This is a genomic window from Oceanisphaera psychrotolerans (assembly GCF_001870485.1).
GTDB lineage: Bacteria > Pseudomonadota > Gammaproteobacteria > Enterobacterales > Aeromonadaceae > Oceanimonas > Oceanimonas psychrotolerans.
Map to the genome: position 1 here is coordinate 1 of NZ_MDKE01000015.1, position 21,113 is coordinate 21,113.

Consider the following 21,113-nt stretch of genomic DNA (forward strand, 5'->3'; position numbering starts at 1 on the left):
CGATGATAGTGTGGCAGCTGCCATGTGAAAGTAGGTCACTGCCAGGCACCCAATTTAGTATCCTGACTATACAGCTTTATGCGGAGCGGTAGTTCAGTTGGTTAGAATACCGGCCTGTCACGCCGGGGGTCGCGGGTTCGAGTCCCGTCCGCTCCGCCATTACATCAAAGCCCTGACCTTACGGTCAGGGCTTTTTGCTGTCTGCCGTTCAGTAAATTTACCTTCCCCATATTGTCAAACCACCCTTAGTGACCCAGAGAGACGTTTACCTTCAAAACATATCGCCTGCTCTGCCACCGGTCATGTATCGGGTTTTGCAACCTCCTGAGACTGGGCTAACCTTAATTGGCTTTATGAATATCGTTCCAGCGTGTCGGCTCGTTTCCTGGGTGATTGCCTTGAGAGGATGCTGAATTGGATCAAGGAGGTGGAAATGTTAGCCAGGAAACGCAGTTATACCCTGAAAAGTGGTGACTCTCTTCATGCCAATATCATCGTTAATCCGTGTGGCACCATAGAAATAGACATACCCGAAAAACACCAGCATATATCCAGTGAACTGGAACGTGTTCACTTCAAAATCAGTGATAAAGGCGTGCTGCTGGTGTGTAATGAAAAAGGCTGCAGCTCCATCGATGATGTAGGGCTGCTGCTTTCACGCAGAGATGCGTTTGATCTTTATGGCGTGATCGATGATGTGCTCAAGGAATATGAAAAATTGATGTCGGATCTGTAAGTCAGAAGAGGTTGTTTTGTCAGGGTCTTAATGGCGGATGACTTCGTCGTTGCTGCCGGTGGAGCTGGACGAATTACAGAGATATTCACGAATAAAACAACATGGCTCCCGCTGCTGCGGGAGCCATGTTGTTGTTTTAAGCCACGCAGTCCACGAAGTAGCGGGTTTCGCCCTGCTCTTCTTCGCCAACCAGGCCGTGAATATAGGTTTCAAAGCCGGGGAAGCGACGGTTGAACTCGTGGGCGAATTTCAGATAGCTGATGATGGTATCGTTGAATACCTCACCGGGGATCAGCAACGGAATACCCGGCGGGTAGGGGGCAACCATCACCGCCGTGGTACGACCGGCCAGCTCGTCCAGCGGTACCCGCTCGATTTCCTTGTGCGCCATCTTGGCGAAAGCCTCGGCGGGTTTCATCGCCGGGACCAGATCCGACAAATACATCTCGGTGGTCAGCTTGGCGACATCGTTTTCCTTGTAGATCTGGTGGATCTGATCGCAGAGATCTCGCAGGCCAACCCGCTCGTAGCTGGGGTTGCTCTGAATGAACTTGGGCAGTACCTTCCACAACGGCACGTTGTTGTCGTAATCATCCTTGAACTGCTGCAACTCGGTGACCATGCTGTTCCAGCGGCCCTTGGTGATGCCGATGGTGAACATGATAAAGAACGAATAGAGGCCGGTTTTTTCGATCACGATGCCGTGTTCGGCTAGATACTTGGTCACGACCACCGCCGGCATGCCGCTGTCGGAAAACTCGCCCTGCATGTTCAGTCCTGGCGTCAGTATGGTCGCCTTGATGGGATCGAGCAGGTTGAAGCCCGGCTCGACATCGCCGAAGCCGTGCCAGCTTTCGCCGGCGTGCAGCATCCAGGCGTCGCGGTCGTCCAGGCCGTCATCGGTCAGATCGTCCGGCCCCCAGACTTCAAACCACCAGTCGCTGCCATATTCATCACCCACCTTGCGCATGGCGCGACGAAATTCCAGCGCCTCCGCCAGCGACTCTTCCACCAGAGCGGTGCCACCGGGCTCTTCCATCATGGCCGCCGCCACATCGCAAGAAGCGATAATCGCATATTGCGGGCTGGTGGAGGTGTGCATCAGATAGGCTTCGTTGAACACGTCGCGGTCGAGACGATTGGCTTCGCCGTCCTGTACCAGTATCTGCGATGCCTGGGACAGGCCGGCCAGCATCTTGTGGGTCGACTGGGTGGCGAACACCATGGAGTCCTGACAACGGGGGCGGCCTTCGCCGATGGCATGATAATCGCCGTAGAAATCGTGGAAGGCGGCATGGGGCAACCAAGCTTCGTCGAAGTGCAGGGTCTCTATTTCGCCGTCGAGCAAGTGCTTGATCTCTTCCACGTTATAGAGAATGCCATCGTAGGTGGACTGGGTAATGGTCAGCACCCGCGGCTTGAGATCCGGGTTCTTGGCCAGCAGTTCGCGGCAGAAAGGATTGGCCAGCATTTTTTCACGGATGCGGGCGGGTTCGAACTCGCTGCGCGGAATGGGGCCGATAATGCCGTAGTGGTTGCGGGTCGGCATCAGGAACACCGGCACGGCACCGGTCATCATGATGGCGTGCAGAATCGACTTGTGGCAGTTGCGGTCGACCACCACGATGTCGCCGGGGGCCACGGTGGAGTTCCACACTATCTTGTTGGAGGTGGAGGTGCCATTGGTGACGAAAAACAGGTGATCGGCGTTGAAGATGCGGGCGGCATTGCGCTCGCTGGCCGCCACCGGACCGGTGTGATCGAGCAGCTGACCCAGTTCGTCCACCGAGTTGCACACATCGGCCCGCAGCATGTTTTCACCGAAAAACTGATGGAACATCTGACCCACCGGCGACTTCAGAAAGGCCACGCCGCCGGAGTGACCGGGGCAGTGCCAGGAGTAGGAACCGTCCTGGGCATAATGGGTCAGAGCCCGGAAGAAGGGCGGCGCCAGGGTGTCCAGGTAGCCCTTGGCCTCGCGGATGATGTGCCGGGCCACGAAGTCGGGCGTGTCTTCGTGCATGTGAATGAAGCCGTGCAGCTCGCGCAGAATGGCGTTGGGAATGTGGCGGGCGGTACGGGTTTCACCATAAAGGTAAATGGGGATATCCGGGTTGCGATGGCGGATCTGCTCGACGAAGCGGCGCAGTTGCTCCAGTACCGAGTGAGCTTCTTCGTTACTGCCGGCCAGCTCTTCGTCATCGATGGACAACACAAAGCCTGCGGCCCGGCTTTGCTGCTGGGCGAAGGAGGTCAGATCACCATAGCTGGTGTAACCCACCACATCCATGCCGGCCTTCTCGATGGCGGCGGCGAGTTCACGAATGCCCGAGCCGCTGGTGTTCTCGGAGCGAAAGTCTTCATCGATGATGATGATGGGAAAATAAAAGCGCATCGGGATTCCTTGAGTTACCGGTAAACTGCTCGATAGTCGAGCCCGTCCAGCGCCCATTCTACTGCTAAGTGCCGGGGCTGACAAAAATGGTTATGCATATAAGATGATTAAAAATCACGGTTGTTGCGGGGTGACGCTCTCCAACTGGAAATGTCGTTGAACAGCAGGCACTATTTCCCATCCACACCATGCAGATAATAACGGACCTTATATGCCATCCATGGGAAAAGCGAGCATCTGGCTGCTGACCGCGCTTGTGCTGACCGGCTGTGCCGCCTCACCGCCGCGCAACCCGGAAAATATCTGCGCCATTTTCGAGCAGCATGGCAGCTGGCACAAGGCCGCCAACAAGACGCGGGAAAAGTGGGGCGCGCCGGTGCATGTGACCATGGCGATGATGTATCAGGAAAGCAGTTTCAGACACGATGCCCGGCCGCCGATGCGCTATTTTCTGTTTATTCCCTACGGTCGCGCCTCCGATGCCTATGGCTATGCCCAGGCCAAGAAAGCCACCTGGGGCGATTACCAGCGCGAAAGCGGCAATGGCTGGTCGAGCCGGGACGACTTCGACGATGCCATCGACTTCATGGGCTGGTACATGAGCAAAACCAGCAAGGTCAATGGCGTGTCGAAGTGGGATGCCTATGGTCAGTACCTCAACTATCACGAAGGCTGGGGTGGCTATCGTCGCGGCAGCCACTTGCGCAAGGGGTGGTTGTTGAAAACGTCACGCAAGGTAGAGGCCCGCGCCAAACGCTACGCGGACCAGTACTGGCAGTGCAAGGACCGGTTAAACCGTGGCTGGTTTGGCTGAGGCCGCCTGAACCAGATAGCGGGCCATTTCCGGCTCCGGTACCATGCCGCCGCCGGTCGCCCACACCAGGTGATGAGCCCGGGCCATGCGGGCCGGGGTCAGCCCCATCCGCTGGCGGTAACCTTTCGTTTCATTCGATACCCGTACCGGGCCGGGCATGCCTGCCAGGGCCGATGGCTCCAGGCGAATATTTTCCTGCTCGTTCAGCAGCCCGAGCAGTCCCAGCATCTCCTCATCGCTCAGGGTATAGAAACCGTCGAGCATGGGCGCCATGGTGCGACCGACAAAGCCGGAGGCGCGACCGACCGCCAGGCCGTCGGCGGCGGTGAGGTTATCGATGCCGAGATCCTGGACCGAAATATGGTCGTGCAGGCCGGTATAAACCCCCAGCAGCATGCAGGGGGAGTGGGTCGGCTCGGCAAAGAAGCAGTGTACCGCATCGCCAAAGGCCAGCTTGAGTCCAAATGCCACGCCGCCGGGGCCACCGCCCACGCCGCAGGGCAGATAGACGAACAGCGGATGCTCCCTGTCCACCCGGATCTGCTGCCGGGCAAACTGGGCCTTTAACCGCTCACCGGCCACGGCATAACCCAGAAACAGCTGTACCGAGTTTTCATCGTCCACAAAATGACACATCGGATCCTGTTCGGCGTCTGCCCGGCCCTGGGCCACGGCCACCGAGTAGTCACTCTCGTATTCCAGCACGGTCACACCCTGTTCACGCAGCATGTCCTTTTTCCACTGGCGGGCATCGGCCGACATGTGCACGCTGGTCTTGAAGCCCAGTTTGGCTCCGATGATACCGATAGAGAGGCCCAGGTTACCGGTGGAGCCGACGGCGATGCGATATTGGCCGAAAAATTCGCGAAACTCCTCGCTGTGCAGCCGGGCATAATCGTCGTCCAGATGCAGCAAGCCGGCCTTGAGTGCCAGTTTTTCCGCGTGTTGCAGTACCTCGTAGATACCGCCGCGGGCCTTGATCGAGCCGGAAATGGGCAGCTGGCTGTCCAGTTTCAGCAGCAGGGTACCATCAAGCGGCTGGTCGTAACGTTCGGCCAGCGCCTGCTGCATGGCGGGAATGGCTTGCACCGGGGATTCCAGCAACCCCTCACTGGCTCGGGTCTCGGGAAAGGCGGCACAGAAATAGCGGGCAAAACGGGTCAGCCGCTGGCTGGCATCGGCTACATCTCCGGCGGTCAGGCCCACGGCGGATAACGCCTGTTCGACCGGTTTTCTTTCCGGGTTGAACCAGCTGACCGGCTGCAGTGCCATCAGCGAGTCGAGCAGGGGGTTGGATTTGCAGAGATCGGCGATAGCCTTTCTGGAATAGCTGGGGTGTGAATGCATGGCATCGAGTCCTGAACGTTGGCTCGGGCCAGTATATCAGCCGGACCCCGATGGCTGTAGTGATGCCATCAGAGGCCGGCGGATAAAGATCACTGTTTGGCGAAGTACTCCCTGGTCAGGCGGAATACCACCGGACTCAAAAGGGCCAGCGCTATCAGGTTGGGGATGGCCATCATGGCGTTCAGGGTATCGGCCATTAGCCAGATAAATTCTAGCGACTGGGTGGCACCGACGGGTAATGCCAGTACCCAGGCAATACGGAAGGGCACAATCGCCTTGACGCCAAACAGGAACTGCACGCATTTTTCGCCATAGAAGCTCCAGCCGAGGATGGTGGTAAAGGCGAAAATGGCCAGGGCGATGGCGACGATATACTCCCCGCCGGGAATGGCGGTCGAGAAGGCCAGGGTGGTGAGCGAAGCCCCGGCTTCGCCGCTGGTCCAGCTGCCGGTAACTATAATGGCCAGACCGGTGATGGAACAGACCACGATGGTATCGATAAAGGTACCCAGCATGGCGATGAGGCCCTGACGCACCGGGTTATCGGTTTTGGCGGCAGCGTGGGCGATGGGCGCACTGCCCAGACCGGCCTCGTTGGAAAAGACTCCTCGCGCCACCCCGAAACGAATCGCCATCCATACCGCAGCACCGGCAAAGCCACCCTGGGCGGCGATGGGGCTGAAGGCATGCTCGATGATCAGGCCGAAGGCGGCAGGAATGGCGCTCAGGTTCAGCGCCAGCACCACCAGACCGGCGGCAAAGTAGGACACCGTCATCAGCGGTACCAGCTTGCCGGCCACCTCGGAGATCCAGCGAATACCACCGATCAGCACGGCACCCACCAGCACCATCAGCACGATGCCGGTGGTGACATGGGAAATACCGAAGGAGGAGTCGAGTGCATCGGCCACCGAGTTGGCCTGCACCGTATTACCGATTCCGAAACCGGCGATACCGCCGAAGATGGCGAAGGCGACACCCAGCCAGGCCCATTTAGCGCCCAGTCCGTTCTTGATGTAGTACATGGGACCGCCGACGTGGTTGCCGAGCTTGTCGGTTTCCCGATACTTGACCGCACAGACCGCCTCGGCATATTTGGTGGCCATACCGACCAGGGCGGTCATCCACATCCAGAACAGGGCGCCGGGTCCGCCGAAGAAGATGGCGGTAGCCACCCCGGCGATATTACCGGTCCCGATGGTGGCGGAGAGCGCCGTCATCAGGGCGTTGAAGGGCGAAATTTCACCACTGCCGGCTTCCACCTTGGAAAACAGCAGCCTGAAGCCGGTACCCAGTTTGCGGATAGGCATCAGTCCGAGTCCCAGCTGAAGATAGAGGCCGAGCCCCAGTATCCCTACCAGCATGGGGACGCCCCAGACGACGCCATTGATCTTGGTTAGCAATTCGGTAAGCAGTTCCATCTGCGCGGCTCCTTGCATGAATAATATGGAATCAACAGGACTTTCCTGTACTAGCCTAGCCCTGTTTTCGGGAAATGAATAATGAGTTTATGTTTCGGATGGAACCGGAAAGAAGTGGCGCAGCAGCAGGCGACATTGCTGGGTCGCCGCCTTGTGTCCGGACAGGCCCTGTTGTTGTGCCACTTCGGCAGGCATAGCACCGGGTGTCAGCAGCGCCTGCAGCAGCTCTTGCTGGCGTCGGGATAGCGGCGTGAGCGGCACATTGGACAGGGTGAAGCGGACCAAGGCCGGCCGATCGCACAACAGGTCTCTGTGACCGAAGGCGAAGTCATGGGCGATGTCCCGATCCCGCGTTGCGCTCGCTGCCGGTGGCAGCAGTTTCAGTCTGTGCCCCCCGTCGTCCGGCCGTTCCCGCAGCAACCCCCGGCGGTAAAAAGCCAGGTTGGCGCTGAACTGGCCCTGCCACAGCGGCAGGGCCTGGCGGGCGGCGATGGAACAGGGCCACAGCATCATGGCCGCATGCAGGCCGCTGACACCGTCGCGACTCAGGCCGATGCGCACGGCACCGAAGCCGTTGTCTTGCCAGAAGTCCAGCAACTCGGGGCTGGCACCGAAGCTGGCGCCGAGAAAGTCGCATTCGTCATGCTGTAATTGCTGTTGCAGCCAGCCCAGCAGTCGTGAGCCGATTCCCTGATGCTGGCATTGGGGATGCACCACGATGCGCATCACCCGCTGATAACGGAATCGACAGGCCTCGCTGATACCGCCATGAAAGGCCAGCGACTGGGGCAGCAGGTGACCGCGGGGGCGCCGTTGCCCGCGCCAGATAGCCTGACTGAGCGATGGTGGCAGTGCACCCTCCCGGGTCAGCAGGGCGGCGGCCACCGGAGTCTCGGCGCGAAAGGCGACCACCAGGCTCAGTTCGGGCGCATCCAGCAGGTGGCGCAGATCGCCGGGCCGGGTCTGATAATGGGCCAGGGTCAGCAGGCCGAACAGCCGTTGCAACAGCTCGTCATCCTCCAGCAGTTGCTGGCGGTTGACCCGGCGCAGGCTCAGCTCACCTGGCGGTGGTGGCGTGGCCGGATCCGCACCGAGCGCCAGCAGGCGGAATACCAGCGGCTCCAGCGGATCCTGCGTGCTCCAGCGTGCCGGAATATCCAGATGCACCTTCTGCCAGTCGGGCGCCAGTTCCGTCAGTGCCGGCTGAAACTTCAGCTGAAACCCCAACCCGGTACCTTCGTAGCCGTGCTCGGTGCTGGCGAAGAGACAGCAGTAACGGCGGGCCAGCGTCAGCAGCATGGGCACCGGAATGGCGGCGGCTTCATCAATCAGCAATATGTCTGCCTGGGGGGGATGGGCGAGCAGGGCGTCCGGGGCCATGAAGTCCAGCGGCCCATCACAGTGCGCCAGTACCTGGGCGGCGGCCCCCGGGCTGGGGGCGGTGAGCAACACCCGGTAACCGGCGTTCAGCAAGCGATTGGCCGCCAGGCCCAGCAGGCTGGACTTGCCCCGCCCCCGATCGGCGGTCAGTACCAGTGGTCGGCGTCGGCGGGCGGCTTGCAGCATCATGGCCAGCGCCTGGCGTTGCTGGTGATTGAGGCAACCCCGGCGGTCGGGCTCTCGCTGCCAGAAGACACGAGAGAGTGCTGGCAAGGATGGGAAATGTGCATGCTGCTGCCAGATAAGAACCGAGGTGTCTTGCTGCAGCAGAGTGGAAAACCGATGCAAAAAATGACTGTAAAGCCCGGCAGCCTGCTCCGGCAGGGCGACATAACGCGACAGGTCCGGATCCGTATAAGTAGGCCAGCTTGCCAGTGGCGGACATAGCAGCAGCATGACACCACCGGCCTCCAGAGCCCCGGCGCTGGCGCCGAAGGCGTCGGGGTGCAGGCCGCTGTGGGCGTTGAACACCAAGCTGCTGTATTCCCGACCCAGTGCTCCCTGAAACTTGCCCTGAGGGCAAGACTCCCTGTCAGCGGGTGCCTGGCCCAGCCAGAGACAGTGGCCGCCACCGTTATCATCTACAAGCGCGTCGGCCTGGGCCATGGCCCAGGTTTCACTGCCACTCAGCACCAGCAGACGGCGTTCGCCGTTATGGCGCAGCAGCCGGCGCCAGCGGGCCCACTCAGTCAAATATGCGCTCACCATTTTCGTCGATCACCCGTTTTGCCTTGGCGATCATCAGCTCGGCGGCCTGCTCGGCCGAGGGCAGCAGATCCGAGCGGATCAGTCGATATTCCTGCAGCTCCCCGTCTTTTAGTCGAGTGATGCGACCGTGCAGCCGGTACTGGCCACCTTCGGCCATGGGCTCGGGATGGATGTCAAAGCCCTGATAAGAGGCAGGTTCAAAATGGGGGCTGGTGGCGTGGGAGTCTTTCGTGCACCATTTTTTTAGCCAGTCGAACATGGTTGAGAGCTTTCCTGTAGCGGAGAATGGAGTAGCCGATAAAAAAGGCGCCGTTGTGGCGCCTTGCAACCGAAGCCAGGATTACTTCTTGACGCGCATTATCACGTCTTCGGCCAGGGTCACTGCACCGGTCAGCTTGCTGACTTGTTTGACTTCATCCATGTTGGAAATGACCACCGGTGTCAGGGTGGACTTGGTTTTGGCTTCCAGCAGCGCCAGGTCGAATTCGATGATGGTATCGCCTTTTTTCACCTGCTGTCCTTCCTGGGCGATGCGGGTAAAACCTTCGCCCTTGAGCTCCACGGTATCGATGCCGAAGTGGACAAAGAGCTCCAGGCCAGAGTCGGACTCGATAGAAAATGCGTGATTGGTTTCGAATATTTTGCCGATGGTGCCGTCGCAAGGGGCAACCATCTTGTTGCCGCTGGGCTTGATGGCGATGCCGTCACCGACAATTTTTTCGGCAAACACCACATCCGGCACATCTTCGATAGCGACAAGCTCCCCCGAGAGAGGGGCAAAAATATCGATGCCGCCGGTATCGTTGGTATCATCAGACACCATTTTTTTCAGTTTATCGAACAGACCCATAATATCAGCTCCTGGCATTATTTAATGATGATGATAACAGACGGACTTTCTCAAGAGAAAGGGGTAAGCCTGTTCGGGAATAACAAGCATGGACAAAGACTTCCATCATTGTAAGGGCTGAATGGCGAATGTACATGGGGGAGGGGAAAAGGGGAGTATCTGGTGATTAAAAGCGGAGAAATTACCGAGTAAAGCATTCCCACGCAGCGCGTGGGAATGCCATTCTGTCGCGATCTGATCCGGTCTTTTTACTCGGGGCAAAAAGATCCCGATGAGGTGCTCATTCGATTATGGCTGCAGTTCCTGCTCGGTAAAAATCCCCTGGAACAGGGCGCTGCTGAGGTAACGCTCGCCGGAGCTGGGCAGTATAACCACGATGGTCTTGTCGGCGTACTCGGGCAGTTCGGCCAGGCGGTTGGCGGCGACCACGGCGGCGCCGGAGCTGATACCGGCCAGAATGCCTTCGTCTTTCATCAGGCGACGAGCCATGTCGATGGCGTCTTCACTGGACACCTGTTCTACCCGGTCGATCAAAGACAGGTCCAGGTTTCCGGGAATAAAGCCGGCGCCGATGCCCTGAATCTTGTGCGGGCCGGGTTTGAGTTCTTCACCGGCCAGGGCCTGGGTGATCACCGGCGACTCGACCGGCTCGACGGCTACCGTGGTAATCGCCTTGCCCTTGGTATTCTTGATGTAGCGGGACACACCGGTCAGGGTGCCGCCGGTACCCACGCCGGCCACGAACACATCGATATCACCGTCGGTGTCTTCCCACAGCTCGGGACCGGTGGTTTTTTCATGGATTTCCGGGTTGGCCGGATTGTTGAACTGCTGCAGCAGCACGTATTTTTCCGGAGCGGATTCTTTCAGCTCCATGGCTTTTTCGATGGCGCCCTTCATGCCTTTGGCGCCTTCAGTCAGCACCAGGTTGGCACCCAGTGCTTTCAGCAGCTGACGGCGCTCCAGGCTCATGGTGTTGGGCATGGTCAGGGTAATGGTATAGCCACGAGATGCCGCCACAAAGGCCAGGGCAATACCGGTATTACCGCTGGTAGGCTCAATCAACTCTTTACCGGGGACCAGTTCGCCACGCTTTTCGGCATCCCAGATCATGTTGGCGCCGATGCGGCATTTGACGCTGAAGCTGGGGTTGCGACTTTCTACCTTGGCCAGCACCCGGCCTTTGCTGACTCGGTTCAGTTTGACCAGCGGAGTACGACCAATGGTCAGTGAGTTATCTTCAAAAATCTTGCTCATGACGGCTATCCCTAAGTTTCGGTAATACCAAAAGTATCTACATGTAGTCAGCTTAACCATTCTTTGCCGAATGAGAAGTGACGATTGGTTATAACTATATGTTATTAAATAATGGTGTCATATACCTTATTCGGCGGCGAACTCGTGATACTTCCGGCCCGGGTCTACTATCGGAACTGGATAGTGGTGGTGTGCTACCCCTCGAGGTCTGTCCGGGTGTACTGTAGGGGCAGGCAGGTATTCGATTCCTGAGTGGGCGAGCAGCAAGATGGTGAGCAGCAAGATGATGAGCAATAAGATAAAAAGGTACCCAGAGATCATCGGGTTATGGCTGTTGCTGTGTGTCGGCATGGGAGACGCTGCCGCCGCTTCCTGGCAGGATGAACCCGAGGCCCGGTTGCAGTTGCATCAACAGGGACTGGAGCTGGCGCTGGCCGATGTGAACCCCAGTCTGACGCTGTGGTGGCAACAGGCGGTATCAGTCGATACCGCCTCCGATGAGGCCGATGACCGCCTGCTGCTGGGCATGCAGGCATTCTGGCGGCATTGGGCTTCGCTGTCCTTTGTGGATCGCCAGTATCTGCGCACCGATGATGTCGTACTTTCTTTCCGGGAGCAGGATCGGCTCGAATTGCAACTGGCGGCGGAATCGGGGCAGCGTCATCGTCTGGTGCAAAGCCTGGCGCCGGGCTATTCGGATCATGCCCAGTTACAGCAACAACTGGCGCGACTGCTGGCGCTGAACGAGCAGCCCTGGCCTGCGTTGCGTACCGCCACCCTCAGACCCGGTGAACGGGGAACTGTGGTCGCCCTGATCAGGGAGCGGCTTGAGCTGCTCGGCGATATGTCAGCCGAGGCCATCGCTTCCAATGTCGAACAGTTTGATTCCCAGATGGAGCTTGGGGTCAGGCGCTTTCAACAGCGTCATGGCCTGCAGGTGGATGGTGTTATCGGTCCCAAGACCTTTGCCTGGCTCGATGTGTCTCCTCTTTACCGGGCGCAGCTGCTGACACGCAGTATGCTGCGTACCCTGATTGGCGATAATCTGCCGTCGTCCTACCTGCTGGTGAATATTCCCGAATACCGTCTGCGGCTTTATCAGAACCAGGCCATGGTGCTGGAAAGCGATGTGATTGTGGGGCGGGATAAGCGCAAAACCCCGATCATGACCAGCGCAATCACCAATGTCGTGTTCAATCCGCCCTGGAATGTGCCGCGCTCCATTATCGAGAAAGACATCTTACCCCGGCTGTATCGGGATCCCGGCTATATCGAGCGGGAGAACTTCGAGGTCCTGGGCAGCGGGGGGCGCAAGGTATCCGCTGCCGAGTGGCAAATGCGGCTTTATGAGGGGGGAGGGTTTCCCTATCGTTTACGGCAGCGGCCCGGCAGTGACAATGCCCTCGGCGCCTACAAGTTCCATCTGCCCAACGATGATGCCATCTATCTGCACGATACGCCGGCCCGCAATTTGTTTTCCCGGGACAACCGGGCGCTCAGTTCGGGCTGTGTAAGGGTGGAAGGTGCCGAACAACTGGTGCACTGGTTGCTGAGCGGGCAGCTTGGCCCGGAGCGGCTGGCAGCCCTGAAAGCCAACCGGATCACCCGCTGGATCCGGGTGGCCGAGCCGCTGCCTGTATTCATGGTGTACTGGCCGGGCTGGCTGGGCCCGGATGGCCTGCCTCGTTTTCGGGATGACATTTATCATTTCGATCGTTCCTTGCGTAATCCCTTCACCACCGGCTAGCCTTTACCTCGTTGTGCCGCCGTAAACGGCGGCCTTATAACTAAAGGTTGTTGATGTTTTAGCCGCTTATAGGATAATTATCGCCCGTTTCTTATGTGGTGACATCAGATAACCGAAAGGCAATCCCTGTGTGGTGGGTTGCTGCTTTTTGTTCAGCTCTTCCCTTTAGCGCTGTGTCCAGGTTATCAACCGGGTCTTTACCCGGCTGATGCATCCTTGTTGTATTTGAAAATGAGTCTGAATGATGTTTGAAAAAGATGGAATGCATAAACGTGGTGTCGATCGTCGCCGTTTTCTGATGGGCATGGGCGGGCTGGGACTGGCCTCGCTGGTGTCACTGCCGGCACAGGCCTCCCTGTCGGCGCCGGTGCGCAAATTGAGCCTGCATAACCTGCATACCGGGGAAAAGGTCACGGCCAGTTTCTGGGAAGAAGGGCGTTACCTCGATGAAGGGCTCAGCACCTTCAATAGAGTCATGCGTGATTTTCGCCGTAACGAGGTGCACGACATCGATCCCAAGCTGTTCGACCAGTTGTTTCTGCTGCAGCACCGACTGGGCAAGGCGGGCGAGATCCAGATCATCTCCGGGTACCGCTCTCCGCATACCAACGCCATGCTGCGCAGTAACAGCAAGGGAGTGGCCAAGAAGAGCTACCACATGCAGGGCAAGGCCATCGATCTGCGCCTGCCCGGTGTCCCGCTGGCAGAGGTCCGGCAGGCGGCGCTGCAGCTAAAGGTGGGTGGGGTCGGCTATTATCCCAAGTCAGACTTCATTCACCTCGACACCGGCCCGGTGCGCAGCTGGGTGTAATGATCGACCCACAGGGCGGTGGCGCCACAGATGGCCACCGGCATGATCAGCAGGTTGATAAAAGGCAGACCGGAGCAGAGCGTGACACTGGCACCAAAGCCCCAGGTGAGCCGTCTTTTTTCTGCCAGTGAGCGCCGCATCAGATCGAAGTCTACCTTGTGATTATCGAACGGGTAGTCGCAGTACTGGATGGCCATCATCCAGGCACTGAACGCGAACCAGATCAGCGGTGCCAGGGTTTGCCCGAAGGCGGGCAGCAGAAACAGCAGCAGGCAGCCGATGGCGCGGGGCAGATAGTAGGTCATCTTGCGCACTTCCCGGCCCAGCATGCGGGGGGTATCCCTGACCAGGGCACTCCAGCCGCTGTCGGGGAGCTTCTTTCCGGTCAGTTTCAGTTCTACCCGTTCCGCCAGCAGGCCATTGAAGGGGGCTGCCAGCAGATTGGCGAAACTGGTGAAGATCAATGAAAACACCACCGCTATGGTAACGATGGCCAGGGGCCAGAGCAGATAGCTCAACCACTGCAGATAGTCGGGAATGGTCCCTTCAAACCAGGAAAACAGCTGTTCGAGCTGCAAGTAAAACCAGTAAAAGGCGCCGCCAAACAACAGCAGGTTGACTGCCAGCGGGATCAGCACGAAGAAACGCAAATCCCGCTCCCAGATCAGGGACCATCCCCGAAGCAGATACTGCGGACCGCTGGCCGTATGATAGGTGGCTGACATCTCGGGTTTCCTTGATAAAACTCCGTATTCTAGAGAGCCGGTGCCGGGCTGCCAAGCATATCCCTGCTTTGTCATCGTCAATCGATAACCGCCGCGAAGCCGTCTGTCGTGTCTTTTTTGTCTGTGTCAGCGAGCCCGGGGTGGTGCAAGCCGTGCTGCAATCGACCCGACAGCGGATAAAGATGTGAAAAATGAATGTTTTTGTCTGATCATCACTGAGATGACTCTTGTCAAACCCCTATGGTAAACATACCCTTGTCGTTGTCTTTATTACATTCCGGCTCAAGTCATCTGATTCCCGCTTGCGTCGGCGGTTCGGCTGAACATAAGCAAAAATTTTAGAGAAACGATCATGCAGGATTTGCGAATTATCTTGATCATCCTGGGTGCGGTTGCCATTGCCGCCTTGCTGATCCACGGTCTGTGGACCAGCCAGAAAGGACGCCAGAAGCCGATGCGTGAAAAACCCATCGGCAAGATGATGAATGAAACGGCCGCCAACGGTGGTGTTGATCCTGACGATTTTGATCGTGATGGCATCGGCAGGGTACGGGTGGTCGGCGCGCGCAAGGCCGAGTCGCGGCGTCAACGGGTCGAAGACGATGATGATTGGCCGGCGACCCCGCATTTCACTGCGGTTAACGACGATGATGAAGAAGACGAGCCCAGTATCGGCCTGACACCGGCGGCACCTCCTTCGCCGGTGCGGCCTGTTGCAACAGCCAGAGCCGAGCCCAAGCCGCGGGTCCACGAAACCGAAGCCCAGCTGCGTGAGCGCCGGTATCGCCAGGGAGAGATTGATCCCCTGTTCGATGAGCCCGCCACACCGGCCCCTGTGGCCGATATCGTCAAGCCGTCGTATGTCCCCGAGCCTGAACCCGAGCTTGCCCCCGAGCCGGCTTATGAGGTGGCTCCCGAGCCCGAGCCGGTGCCCGTACCGGCAGCTCCGCCACGGGAGGTTGTCAAAACCTGGCAGGATGTTTACGTCATCAATCTGGTGGCGAGGCCCAATCAGCAACTGGCGGGCCGCGACCTGATCCGAGCCTTGACCGACACCGGTTTCTGTTTCGGTGATATGGACATTTTTCACCGCCATCAGACCGCGAACGGTCAGGGTGAAGTGCTGTTCAGCCTGATCAACATGGTCAAGCCGGGCACCTTCAACCCCAGCGCCATGGCGGAGTTCAGCACCCCGGGAATATCGATTTTCATGCAGCTTCCCAGGCCCGGTATGGCCAAGAACCATTTCAACCTGATGGTGCAGACGGCCGAGAACATGGCCGAGGATCTGGATGCCCTGCTGCTTGATGCCGAACGGGCTCCGCTCAGCCCCGATTATCTGGCGCATTGCCGGGAGCAGCTGCGAAACTACGACAGCCAGGCCCAATAAGCCCAACTGTGCCCCATCACCTTGTTTGTAATAGTAAAGTGCGGCCGAGGGCCGCACTTTTTGTTTAAGCGGAATATCCCCATGAACGATGCCAAAGCCCGAATTCTTGCCCTGCGTGACCAGCTCGAGACCTATAACGAGCAATACTATGTGGCCGATGCCCCCACGGTGCCGGACGCCGAGTACGACCGGCTGATGCGCGAGCTGGTGGCGCTGGAACAGGCTCATCCCGAATTGTTCGATGCCGCATCACCCAGCCAGAAGGTGGGCGGAGCCCCGGTGTCCGCCTTTCCCGAAGTGCGTCACGCCCTGCCGATGTTGTCGCTGGATAACGTGTTCAGCGAGGAGGAGCTGTCCGCTTTCGAAAAGCGTTTGCACAGCCGGTTGGGCAGTGACGCCCCCATCGAGTTCTGTTGCGAACCCAAGCTCGATGGTCTGGCGGTGAGTCTGCTGTATGAGCAGGGCCGGCTGGTGCAGGCCGCGACCCGTGGCGATGGCAGTACCGGTGAAGGCATTACCGAGAATGTACGCACCATCAAGGCGATTCCGCTCCGGCTGAGAGGCGATGACTGGCCTGCTCGACTGGAGGTGCGGGGCGAAGTATTCATGCCTAGCGCCGGTTTCGAACAGATGAACGAGACGGCCCGGTCCAGGGGAGACAAGGTGTTTGCCAATCCGCGCAACGCCGCCGCCGGCAGTCTGCGTCAGCTGGACTCCCGTGTGACCGCCAAACGGCCGCTGGCTTTTTACTGTTACGGGGTTGGACTGGTGGACGGCGAGCCGCTGGGTGAATGCCATTTCGATATTCTGCAACGGCTCAAGGGCTGGGGCCTGCCGGTCAGCCCCGAGGTCAGGCGCATGGCGGGCCGCGCCGGTTGCGAGCAATATCACGATGATATTCTCAACCGTCGGGATCAGTTGCCCTACGAGATAGACGGCGTGGTCTACAAGGTGGACGAACTGGCGCTGCAGGAGCGGCTCGGCTTTGTGGCCCGGGCGCCACGCTGGGCCACCGCCCACAAGTTTCCGGCCCAGGAAGAGCTGACCCGGCTGCTGAATGTGGAATTTCAGGTCGGTCGCACCGGCGCCATTACTCCGGTTGCCAAGCTGGAGCCGGTGCCGGTGGCCGGCGTGGTGGTGTCCAATGCGACCCTGCACAACGCCGATGAAATCGCCCGGTTGGGGGTGATGATCGGCGATACGGTGATCGTGCGCCGGGCCGGGGACGTGATCCCGCAGGTGGCGGCGGTGGTGCTGGAGCGCCGTCCCGAGGACGCCCGGACTATCGAGTTTCCCGCCCGCTGTCCCGTCTGCGATTCGGACATAGAGCGTATCGAAGGCGAAGCGGTGGCCCGTTGCACCGGCGGCCTGTTTTGCGCCGCCCAGCGCAAAGAGGCGATCAAGCATTTCTCCTCGCGCAAGGCGCTGGATATCGAGGGCCTGGGCACCAAGATTATCGATCAGCTGGTGGCGCTGGAGCTGGTCAAGACGCCGGCGGACCTGTTCCGTCTGAGCCATCAGGATCTGGTCGGACTGGAGCGAATGGGTGACAAGTCGGCGACCAAGCTGCTGGCGTCGCTCGACAAGGCGCGCACCACCACCCTGGCCCGTTTTCTCTATGCCCTGGGTATTCGTGAGGTCGGGGAGGCGACGGCCAATAACCTGGCTCGGCACTTCCTGACCCTGGAAGCGGTGATCGGGGCCGACATCGAGGCCTTGCTGGCGGTATCGGATGTGGGGGAGATCGTGGCCAAGCATATCTACTATTTCTTCCGCCAGCCGCATAACCTGGAGGTGGTGCAGGCGCTGGTCGACGCCCGGGAGCAAGGTGGCTGCGGTCTGCACTGGCCGGCGATGGAACCCGTGGCCGCCGATGCCCAGCCGTTGGCGGGGCAGACTTTCGTGCTGACCGGCACCCTGACGCAACTGTCCCGCAGCGATGTCAAGTCGGCGCTACAGGCATTGGGCGCCAAGGTGGCGGGGTCGGTGTCGGCCAAAACCAGTTGCGTGGTGGCCGGTGAAGCGGCAGGCTCCAAGCTGGTGAAGGCGCAGGAGCTGGGCATCGACATCATGGATGAAGACGCCCTGCTGGCGCTGCTGGCCGAACACAGCTAAGAACAGCAGGGATGGGGAGCAGAGCCCGATCCCTGCTCCCTAATCCCCTTCTATGGGGTGGTCAGTACGCTGAATTCCTGGCCCATGCGGCGAAAGGCGTTCAACAACAGCCCCTTGTCTCTGATTTCCAGATAATGCAGCTGACCATCGGCATTGAGCACCAGGTCAGGTCCTGACCGGCCCGCAGGTTGCTGAGCGGTTTATAGGATGGCTCGGCCCGCACCAGGGCAATCAGATCATGACCCGGCAGTTGCCACTGACGGAACAGGGCGGCCAAGGTTTCGCCCTGTGCCAGGGTATGATCGAGTCGTTTACCGCCGTCCGGCACCGGAATTTCCCGGACGACCGCCGGCGACAGCGACAGGCTCAGGCTGCCGGTTACCGGCGCGGGCGCAAGCTCTGGCGCAGGCTGCCAGGCCAGCAACAGCAACCAGACGGGCAGCAGTATCAGCAGTCCTGTTTTGTGAAGTCGGGGAATCCGTTGCCAGCACTGCAGCGCACAGCCGAGTCCCTGCCGGGCGGGCAGGGTCAGCTGATTGACTTTGGTACCGAAAGACTCCGGCTGTTTTCGTTTTGTTGTTGATGGTCTTCTGGACATGGATAAGGCTCCTCGAAGCAAACAGTGTATCCGTGGGCCCTGTGGCCGACAAGCGGTGGCGAGTCCCCTTTTTGCACTGCCGGCCGCTTTTGTCGGGAATCGGCAAGGCGGGCAGGGTGACAAAGCGTTTCACCGGCTCGCCACGGGTGCTAAAATAGCCACCATTTCATTTCTACGAGGCTCATTTGGGCTTTATTTACCAGCTAAGGCAGAAAGAATGACAGTTAAAACGCGGTTTGCTCCCAGCCCCACCGGTTTTCTTCACGTCGGTGGTGCCCGTACGGCCCTGTATTCATGGCTTTATGCCCGTCATCAGCAGGGTGAGTTCGTGTTACGCATCGAAGACACCGATGTGGAACGTTCCACTCAGGAAGCCATCGATGCCATTCTGGAAGGCATGAACTGGCTGGGCCTGAGCTGGGACGAGGGCCCCTATTATCAGACCAAGCGTTTTGACCGTTACAACGCGCTTATCGACCAGCTGCTGGCCGAAGGCAAAGCCTACAAGTGCTACTGCTCCCGGGAGCGGCTCGATGCGCTGCGCGAGCAGCAGATGGCTGACGGCGAAAAGCCCCGTTATGACGGCGCCTGTCGCCACGGCGATCATGATCACCCCGCCGATGCGCCCAGTGTGATCCGTTTCCGGAACCCGACCGACGGTGCCGTGGTGTTCGACGATCATGTGCGTGGCCGCATCGAGATCGCCAACGATCAGCTGGACGACCTGATCATTCGTCGTACCGATGGCGCCCCCACCTACAACTTCTGTGTGGTGGTGGACGACTGGGACATGGAGATCACCCATGTGGTGCGTGGCGAAGACCATATCAACAATACCCCGCGCCAGATCAACATCTATCAGGCCCTGGGCGCGCCGGTGCCGGAGTTTGCCCATGTATCGATGATCCTGGGTGACGACGGTGCCAAGCTGTCCAAGCGCCACGGCGCGGTGAGCGTGATGCAGTACCGGGATGACGGCTACCTGCCTCAGGCGCTGCTCAACTACCTGGTGCGACTGGGCTGGTCCAACGGCGATCAGGAGATTTTCTCGCTGGAAGAGATGATCGAGTTGTTCTCACTGGATGCCATCAGCAAGTCTGCCTCGGCCTTCAACACCGACAAACTGCTGTGGCTGAACCAGCACTACATCAAGAGCCTGCCCGCCGACGAAGTGGCCGGGCACCTGCAATGGCACATACAGGATCAGGGCATCGACGCCAGCAAGGGGCCCGCGCTGGCCGAGGTGGTGACGCTGTATGCCGAGCGCTGCAACACCCTGAAAGAACTGGCGGCTCAGAGCCGTTACCTGTTCGAGGACTTTGCCGAATTCGAAGCCGGTGCCGCCAAGAAGCACCTGCGTCCGGTGGCCGCAGAACCGCTGGCGCTGGTGCGTGCCAAGCTGGCGGAGCTGGCCGATTGGCAGGCGCCGTCCATTCACGAGCAGATCAACGCTGCCGCCGCTGAGCTGGAGCTGGGCATGGGCAAGGTCGGCATGCCGCTGCGGGTGGCCGTGACCGGTATCGGCCAGTCACCGGCCATTGACGGCGTGATCGCGCTGCTGAGCAAGGAGCAGGTGCTGGCCCGTATCGACATGGCGCTGGCGTTTATTGCCGAACGCGCCCAGGGTTAAAAAACTATAAGCAGTAAGAAGAACGGCGCTGTCTGGTACAGCGCCGTTTTTTATTGCCGGCGTATATCGTCTGGTGTCGACATGACGGTTTACGGCCTGAGTTGGCGGTAATCTCACCGTTGAGTTCAAAAAATGACTGGTTGAGCGGCTTTTTTTATTTTCTGGTTGACACAAAAAGTCCTCCTGCCTATTATGCGCCTCGTCTGAACGGACATGGTCCGGGAAGAAAGATAAGCGGGGCTATAGCTCAGCTGGGAGAGCGCTTGCATGGCATGCAAGAGGTCCGCGGTTCGATCCCGCGTAGCTCCACCACTTATTGTGGAATCAGAAAAGCCGCTGCAGAAATGCAGCGGCTTTTCTGTTTTTCCGCCGCCCGACTTTCCGTCTCTGGCCTTTTCCGCGCTCCCCACGCACAATGAGCAAAATTCAAACGAGACCGACTTTATGGAGCATTTCGACCATATCTATCGGCGCGCCTGTGAGCGTCATGGTGGTGAGGCGGCGTTGCGGCAACGTATTGCCACGCCCTTGCTGACCCCCTCCGAACTGGCGGCGATTCCCGATGATCGCTGGCTGTCTTCCTTCACCATGAGCCTGTTCCAGTCGGGCTTCGTCTGGCAGGTGATCCGCAACAAGTGGCCGGAGTTCGAGCGCGCCTTCTTCGGCTTTGCGCCGGAGAAAATGCTGTTGCTGGACGAGCAGCATCTTGCGCGGCTCAACAACGATGAGGGCATAGTGCGCCACGCCAAGAAAATAGCGGCGGTGCCGGTCAATGCCCGTATGGTGCTGGAGCTGGGCCGGGAGCATGGTGGATTCGGCGCCTTCGTGGCCCAGTGGCCGCAGGATGACATCACCGGACTCTGGCAGCAAATCAAGGGCAACGGCCAGCTGCTGGGCGGCAACATCGCCGCCTACGGCCTGCGCCGGTTGGGAGTGGACACCTTCGTGTTTACCCATGATGTCAGTGCCTATCTGCGCCACCATCAGGTGATCAGCGCCGGCCTCGGCAGCAAAAAAGGCATGGCCGAGGCCCAGGCAGCCTTCAACGAGTGGCGCCGGCAAAGCGGGCGCAGTTTCAGCGAAATCAGCAAGACCGTCGCCTGCTCTATCGGGTAATGTTCCAGATAGG

Annotated in this window: 17 protein-coding genes and 2 tRNA genes; 10 read left to right on the forward strand and 9 right to left on the reverse strand. The window is 59.2% G+C overall.

Features of this window, described 5'->3' with window-relative positions:
• The first annotated feature begins 82 nt into the window (after positions 1-82).
• Positions 83-159: transfer RNA gene (locus tag BFR47_RS06910), tRNA-Asp, on the forward strand.
• Between the two features lie 274 nt (positions 160-433).
• A complete protein-coding gene (locus tag BFR47_RS06915) occupies positions 434-736 on the forward strand; it encodes a hypothetical protein (RefSeq protein WP_071472387.1) in 303 nt (100 codons plus the stop codon).
• Between the two features lie 136 nt (positions 737-872).
• Here BFR47_RS06915 and BFR47_RS06920 read toward each other — a convergent pair whose 3' ends face one another.
• On the reverse strand, positions 873-3,131 hold the full coding sequence (locus BFR47_RS06920) for an arginine/lysine/ornithine decarboxylase (RefSeq protein WP_071472388.1): 2,259 nt from the start codon (positions 3,129-3,131) through the stop codon (positions 873-875).
• A gap of 220 nt (positions 3,132-3,351) precedes the next feature.
• On the opposite strand from BFR47_RS06920, the gene BFR47_RS06925 reads away from it, so the two are divergent.
• On the forward strand, positions 3,352-3,945 hold the full coding sequence (locus BFR47_RS06925) for a transglycosylase SLT domain-containing protein (RefSeq protein WP_071472426.1): 594 nt from the start codon (positions 3,352-3,354) through the stop codon (positions 3,943-3,945).
• On the opposite strand, the gene dsdA is transcribed toward BFR47_RS06925, so the two are convergent.
• From dsdA to cysK, 6 genes are all read right to left on the reverse strand, one after another.
• Positions 3,922-5,292 carry a D-serine ammonia-lyase gene (dsdA, locus tag BFR47_RS06930; RefSeq protein WP_071472389.1) on the reverse strand — a complete coding sequence of 457 codons (1,371 nt, stop codon included), beginning with the start codon at positions 5,290-5,292 and terminating at the stop codon, positions 3,922-3,924. The genes BFR47_RS06925 and dsdA overlap by 24 nt on opposite strands.
• An 89-nt stretch (positions 5,293-5,381) precedes the next feature.
• A complete protein-coding gene (locus tag BFR47_RS06935) occupies positions 5,382-6,713 on the reverse strand; it encodes an alanine/glycine:cation symporter family protein (protein WP_071472390.1) in 1,332 nt (443 codons plus the stop codon).
• An 87-nt stretch (positions 6,714-6,800) separates the two neighbouring features.
• Positions 6,801-8,846: a tRNA(Met) cytidine acetyltransferase TmcA gene (locus BFR47_RS06940; protein ID WP_083399047.1), complete on the reverse strand. Its 2,046-nt coding sequence runs from the start codon at positions 8,844-8,846 to the stop codon at positions 6,801-6,803.
• Complete coding sequence (locus tag BFR47_RS06945; protein WP_071472392.1) at positions 8,839-9,120, reverse strand: HlyU family transcriptional regulator; 282 nt, start codon at positions 9,118-9,120, stop codon at positions 8,839-8,841. Before BFR47_RS06945 ends, BFR47_RS06940 begins: the two co-directional genes overlap by 8 nt.
• A gap of 81 nt (positions 9,121-9,201) precedes the next feature.
• On the reverse strand, positions 9,202-9,711 hold the full coding sequence (crr, locus tag BFR47_RS06950; protein WP_071472393.1) for a PTS glucose transporter subunit IIA: 510 nt from the start codon (positions 9,709-9,711) through the stop codon (positions 9,202-9,204).
• Between the two features lie 288 nt (positions 9,712-9,999).
• On the reverse strand, positions 10,000-10,968 hold the full coding sequence (gene cysK, locus BFR47_RS06955; RefSeq protein WP_071472394.1) for a cysteine synthase A: 969 nt from the start codon (positions 10,966-10,968) through the stop codon (positions 10,000-10,002).
• Between the two features lie 283 nt (positions 10,969-11,251).
• Between cysK and BFR47_RS06960 the strand changes: the two genes are divergently transcribed.
• Entirely contained in the window at positions 11,252-12,715 is a 1,464-nt protein-coding gene (locus BFR47_RS06960) for a L,D-transpeptidase family protein (RefSeq protein WP_245748837.1), read from the forward strand.
• Positions 12,716-12,977: 262 nt separating this feature from the next.
• Positions 12,978-13,526: a peptidoglycan L,D-endopeptidase MepK gene (gene mepK / locus BFR47_RS06965; protein ID WP_071472428.1), complete on the forward strand. Its 549-nt coding sequence runs from the start codon at positions 12,978-12,980 to the stop codon at positions 13,524-13,526.
• Here the strand turns inward: mepK and cysZ are convergent.
• Positions 13,490-14,251 carry a sulfate transporter CysZ gene (gene cysZ / locus BFR47_RS06970; protein WP_071472395.1) on the reverse strand — a complete coding sequence of 254 codons (762 nt, stop codon included), beginning with the start codon at positions 14,249-14,251 and terminating at the stop codon, positions 13,490-13,492. The two genes, mepK and cysZ, sit on opposite strands and share 37 nt — an antisense overlap.
• A gap of 352 nt (positions 14,252-14,603) precedes the next feature.
• On the opposite strand from cysZ, the gene zipA reads away from it, so the two are divergent.
• Both zipA and ligA read left to right on the forward strand, forming a co-directional pair.
• Positions 14,604-15,641 carry a cell division protein ZipA gene (zipA, locus tag BFR47_RS06975; protein ID WP_071472396.1) on the forward strand — a complete coding sequence of 346 codons (1,038 nt, stop codon included), beginning with the start codon at positions 14,604-14,606 and terminating at the stop codon, positions 15,639-15,641.
• Between the two features lie 81 nt (positions 15,642-15,722).
• Entirely contained in the window at positions 15,723-17,756 is a 2,034-nt protein-coding gene (gene ligA, locus BFR47_RS06980; RefSeq protein ID WP_071472397.1) for an NAD-dependent DNA ligase LigA, read from the forward strand.
• A gap of 100 nt (positions 17,757-17,856) precedes the next feature.
• On the opposite strand, the gene BFR47_RS06985 is transcribed toward ligA, so the two are convergent.
• Positions 17,857-18,354, reverse strand: a complete 498-nt coding sequence (locus tag BFR47_RS06985) for a LysM-like peptidoglycan-binding domain-containing protein (protein ID WP_245748838.1) — start codon at positions 18,352-18,354, stop codon at positions 17,857-17,859.
• 217 nt (positions 18,355-18,571) lie between these two features.
• On the opposite strand from BFR47_RS06985, the gene gltX reads away from it, so the two are divergent.
• From gltX to BFR47_RS07000, 3 genes are all read left to right on the forward strand, one after another.
• The gene (gene gltX / locus BFR47_RS06990) at positions 18,572-19,984 is read left to right on the forward strand and encodes a glutamate--tRNA ligase (RefSeq protein WP_071472398.1); all 1,413 of its coding nucleotides are present in this window, start codon (positions 18,572-18,574) and stop codon (positions 19,982-19,984) included.
• 236 nt (positions 19,985-20,220) lie between these two features.
• A tRNA-Ala gene (locus BFR47_RS06995) sits at positions 20,221-20,296 on the forward strand.
• Positions 20,297-20,428: 132 nt separating this feature from the next.
• Entirely contained in the window at positions 20,429-21,100 is a 672-nt protein-coding gene (locus tag BFR47_RS07000) for a DNA-3-methyladenine glycosylase I (RefSeq protein WP_071472399.1), read from the forward strand.
• Positions 21,101-21,113: the final 13 nt, after the last annotated feature.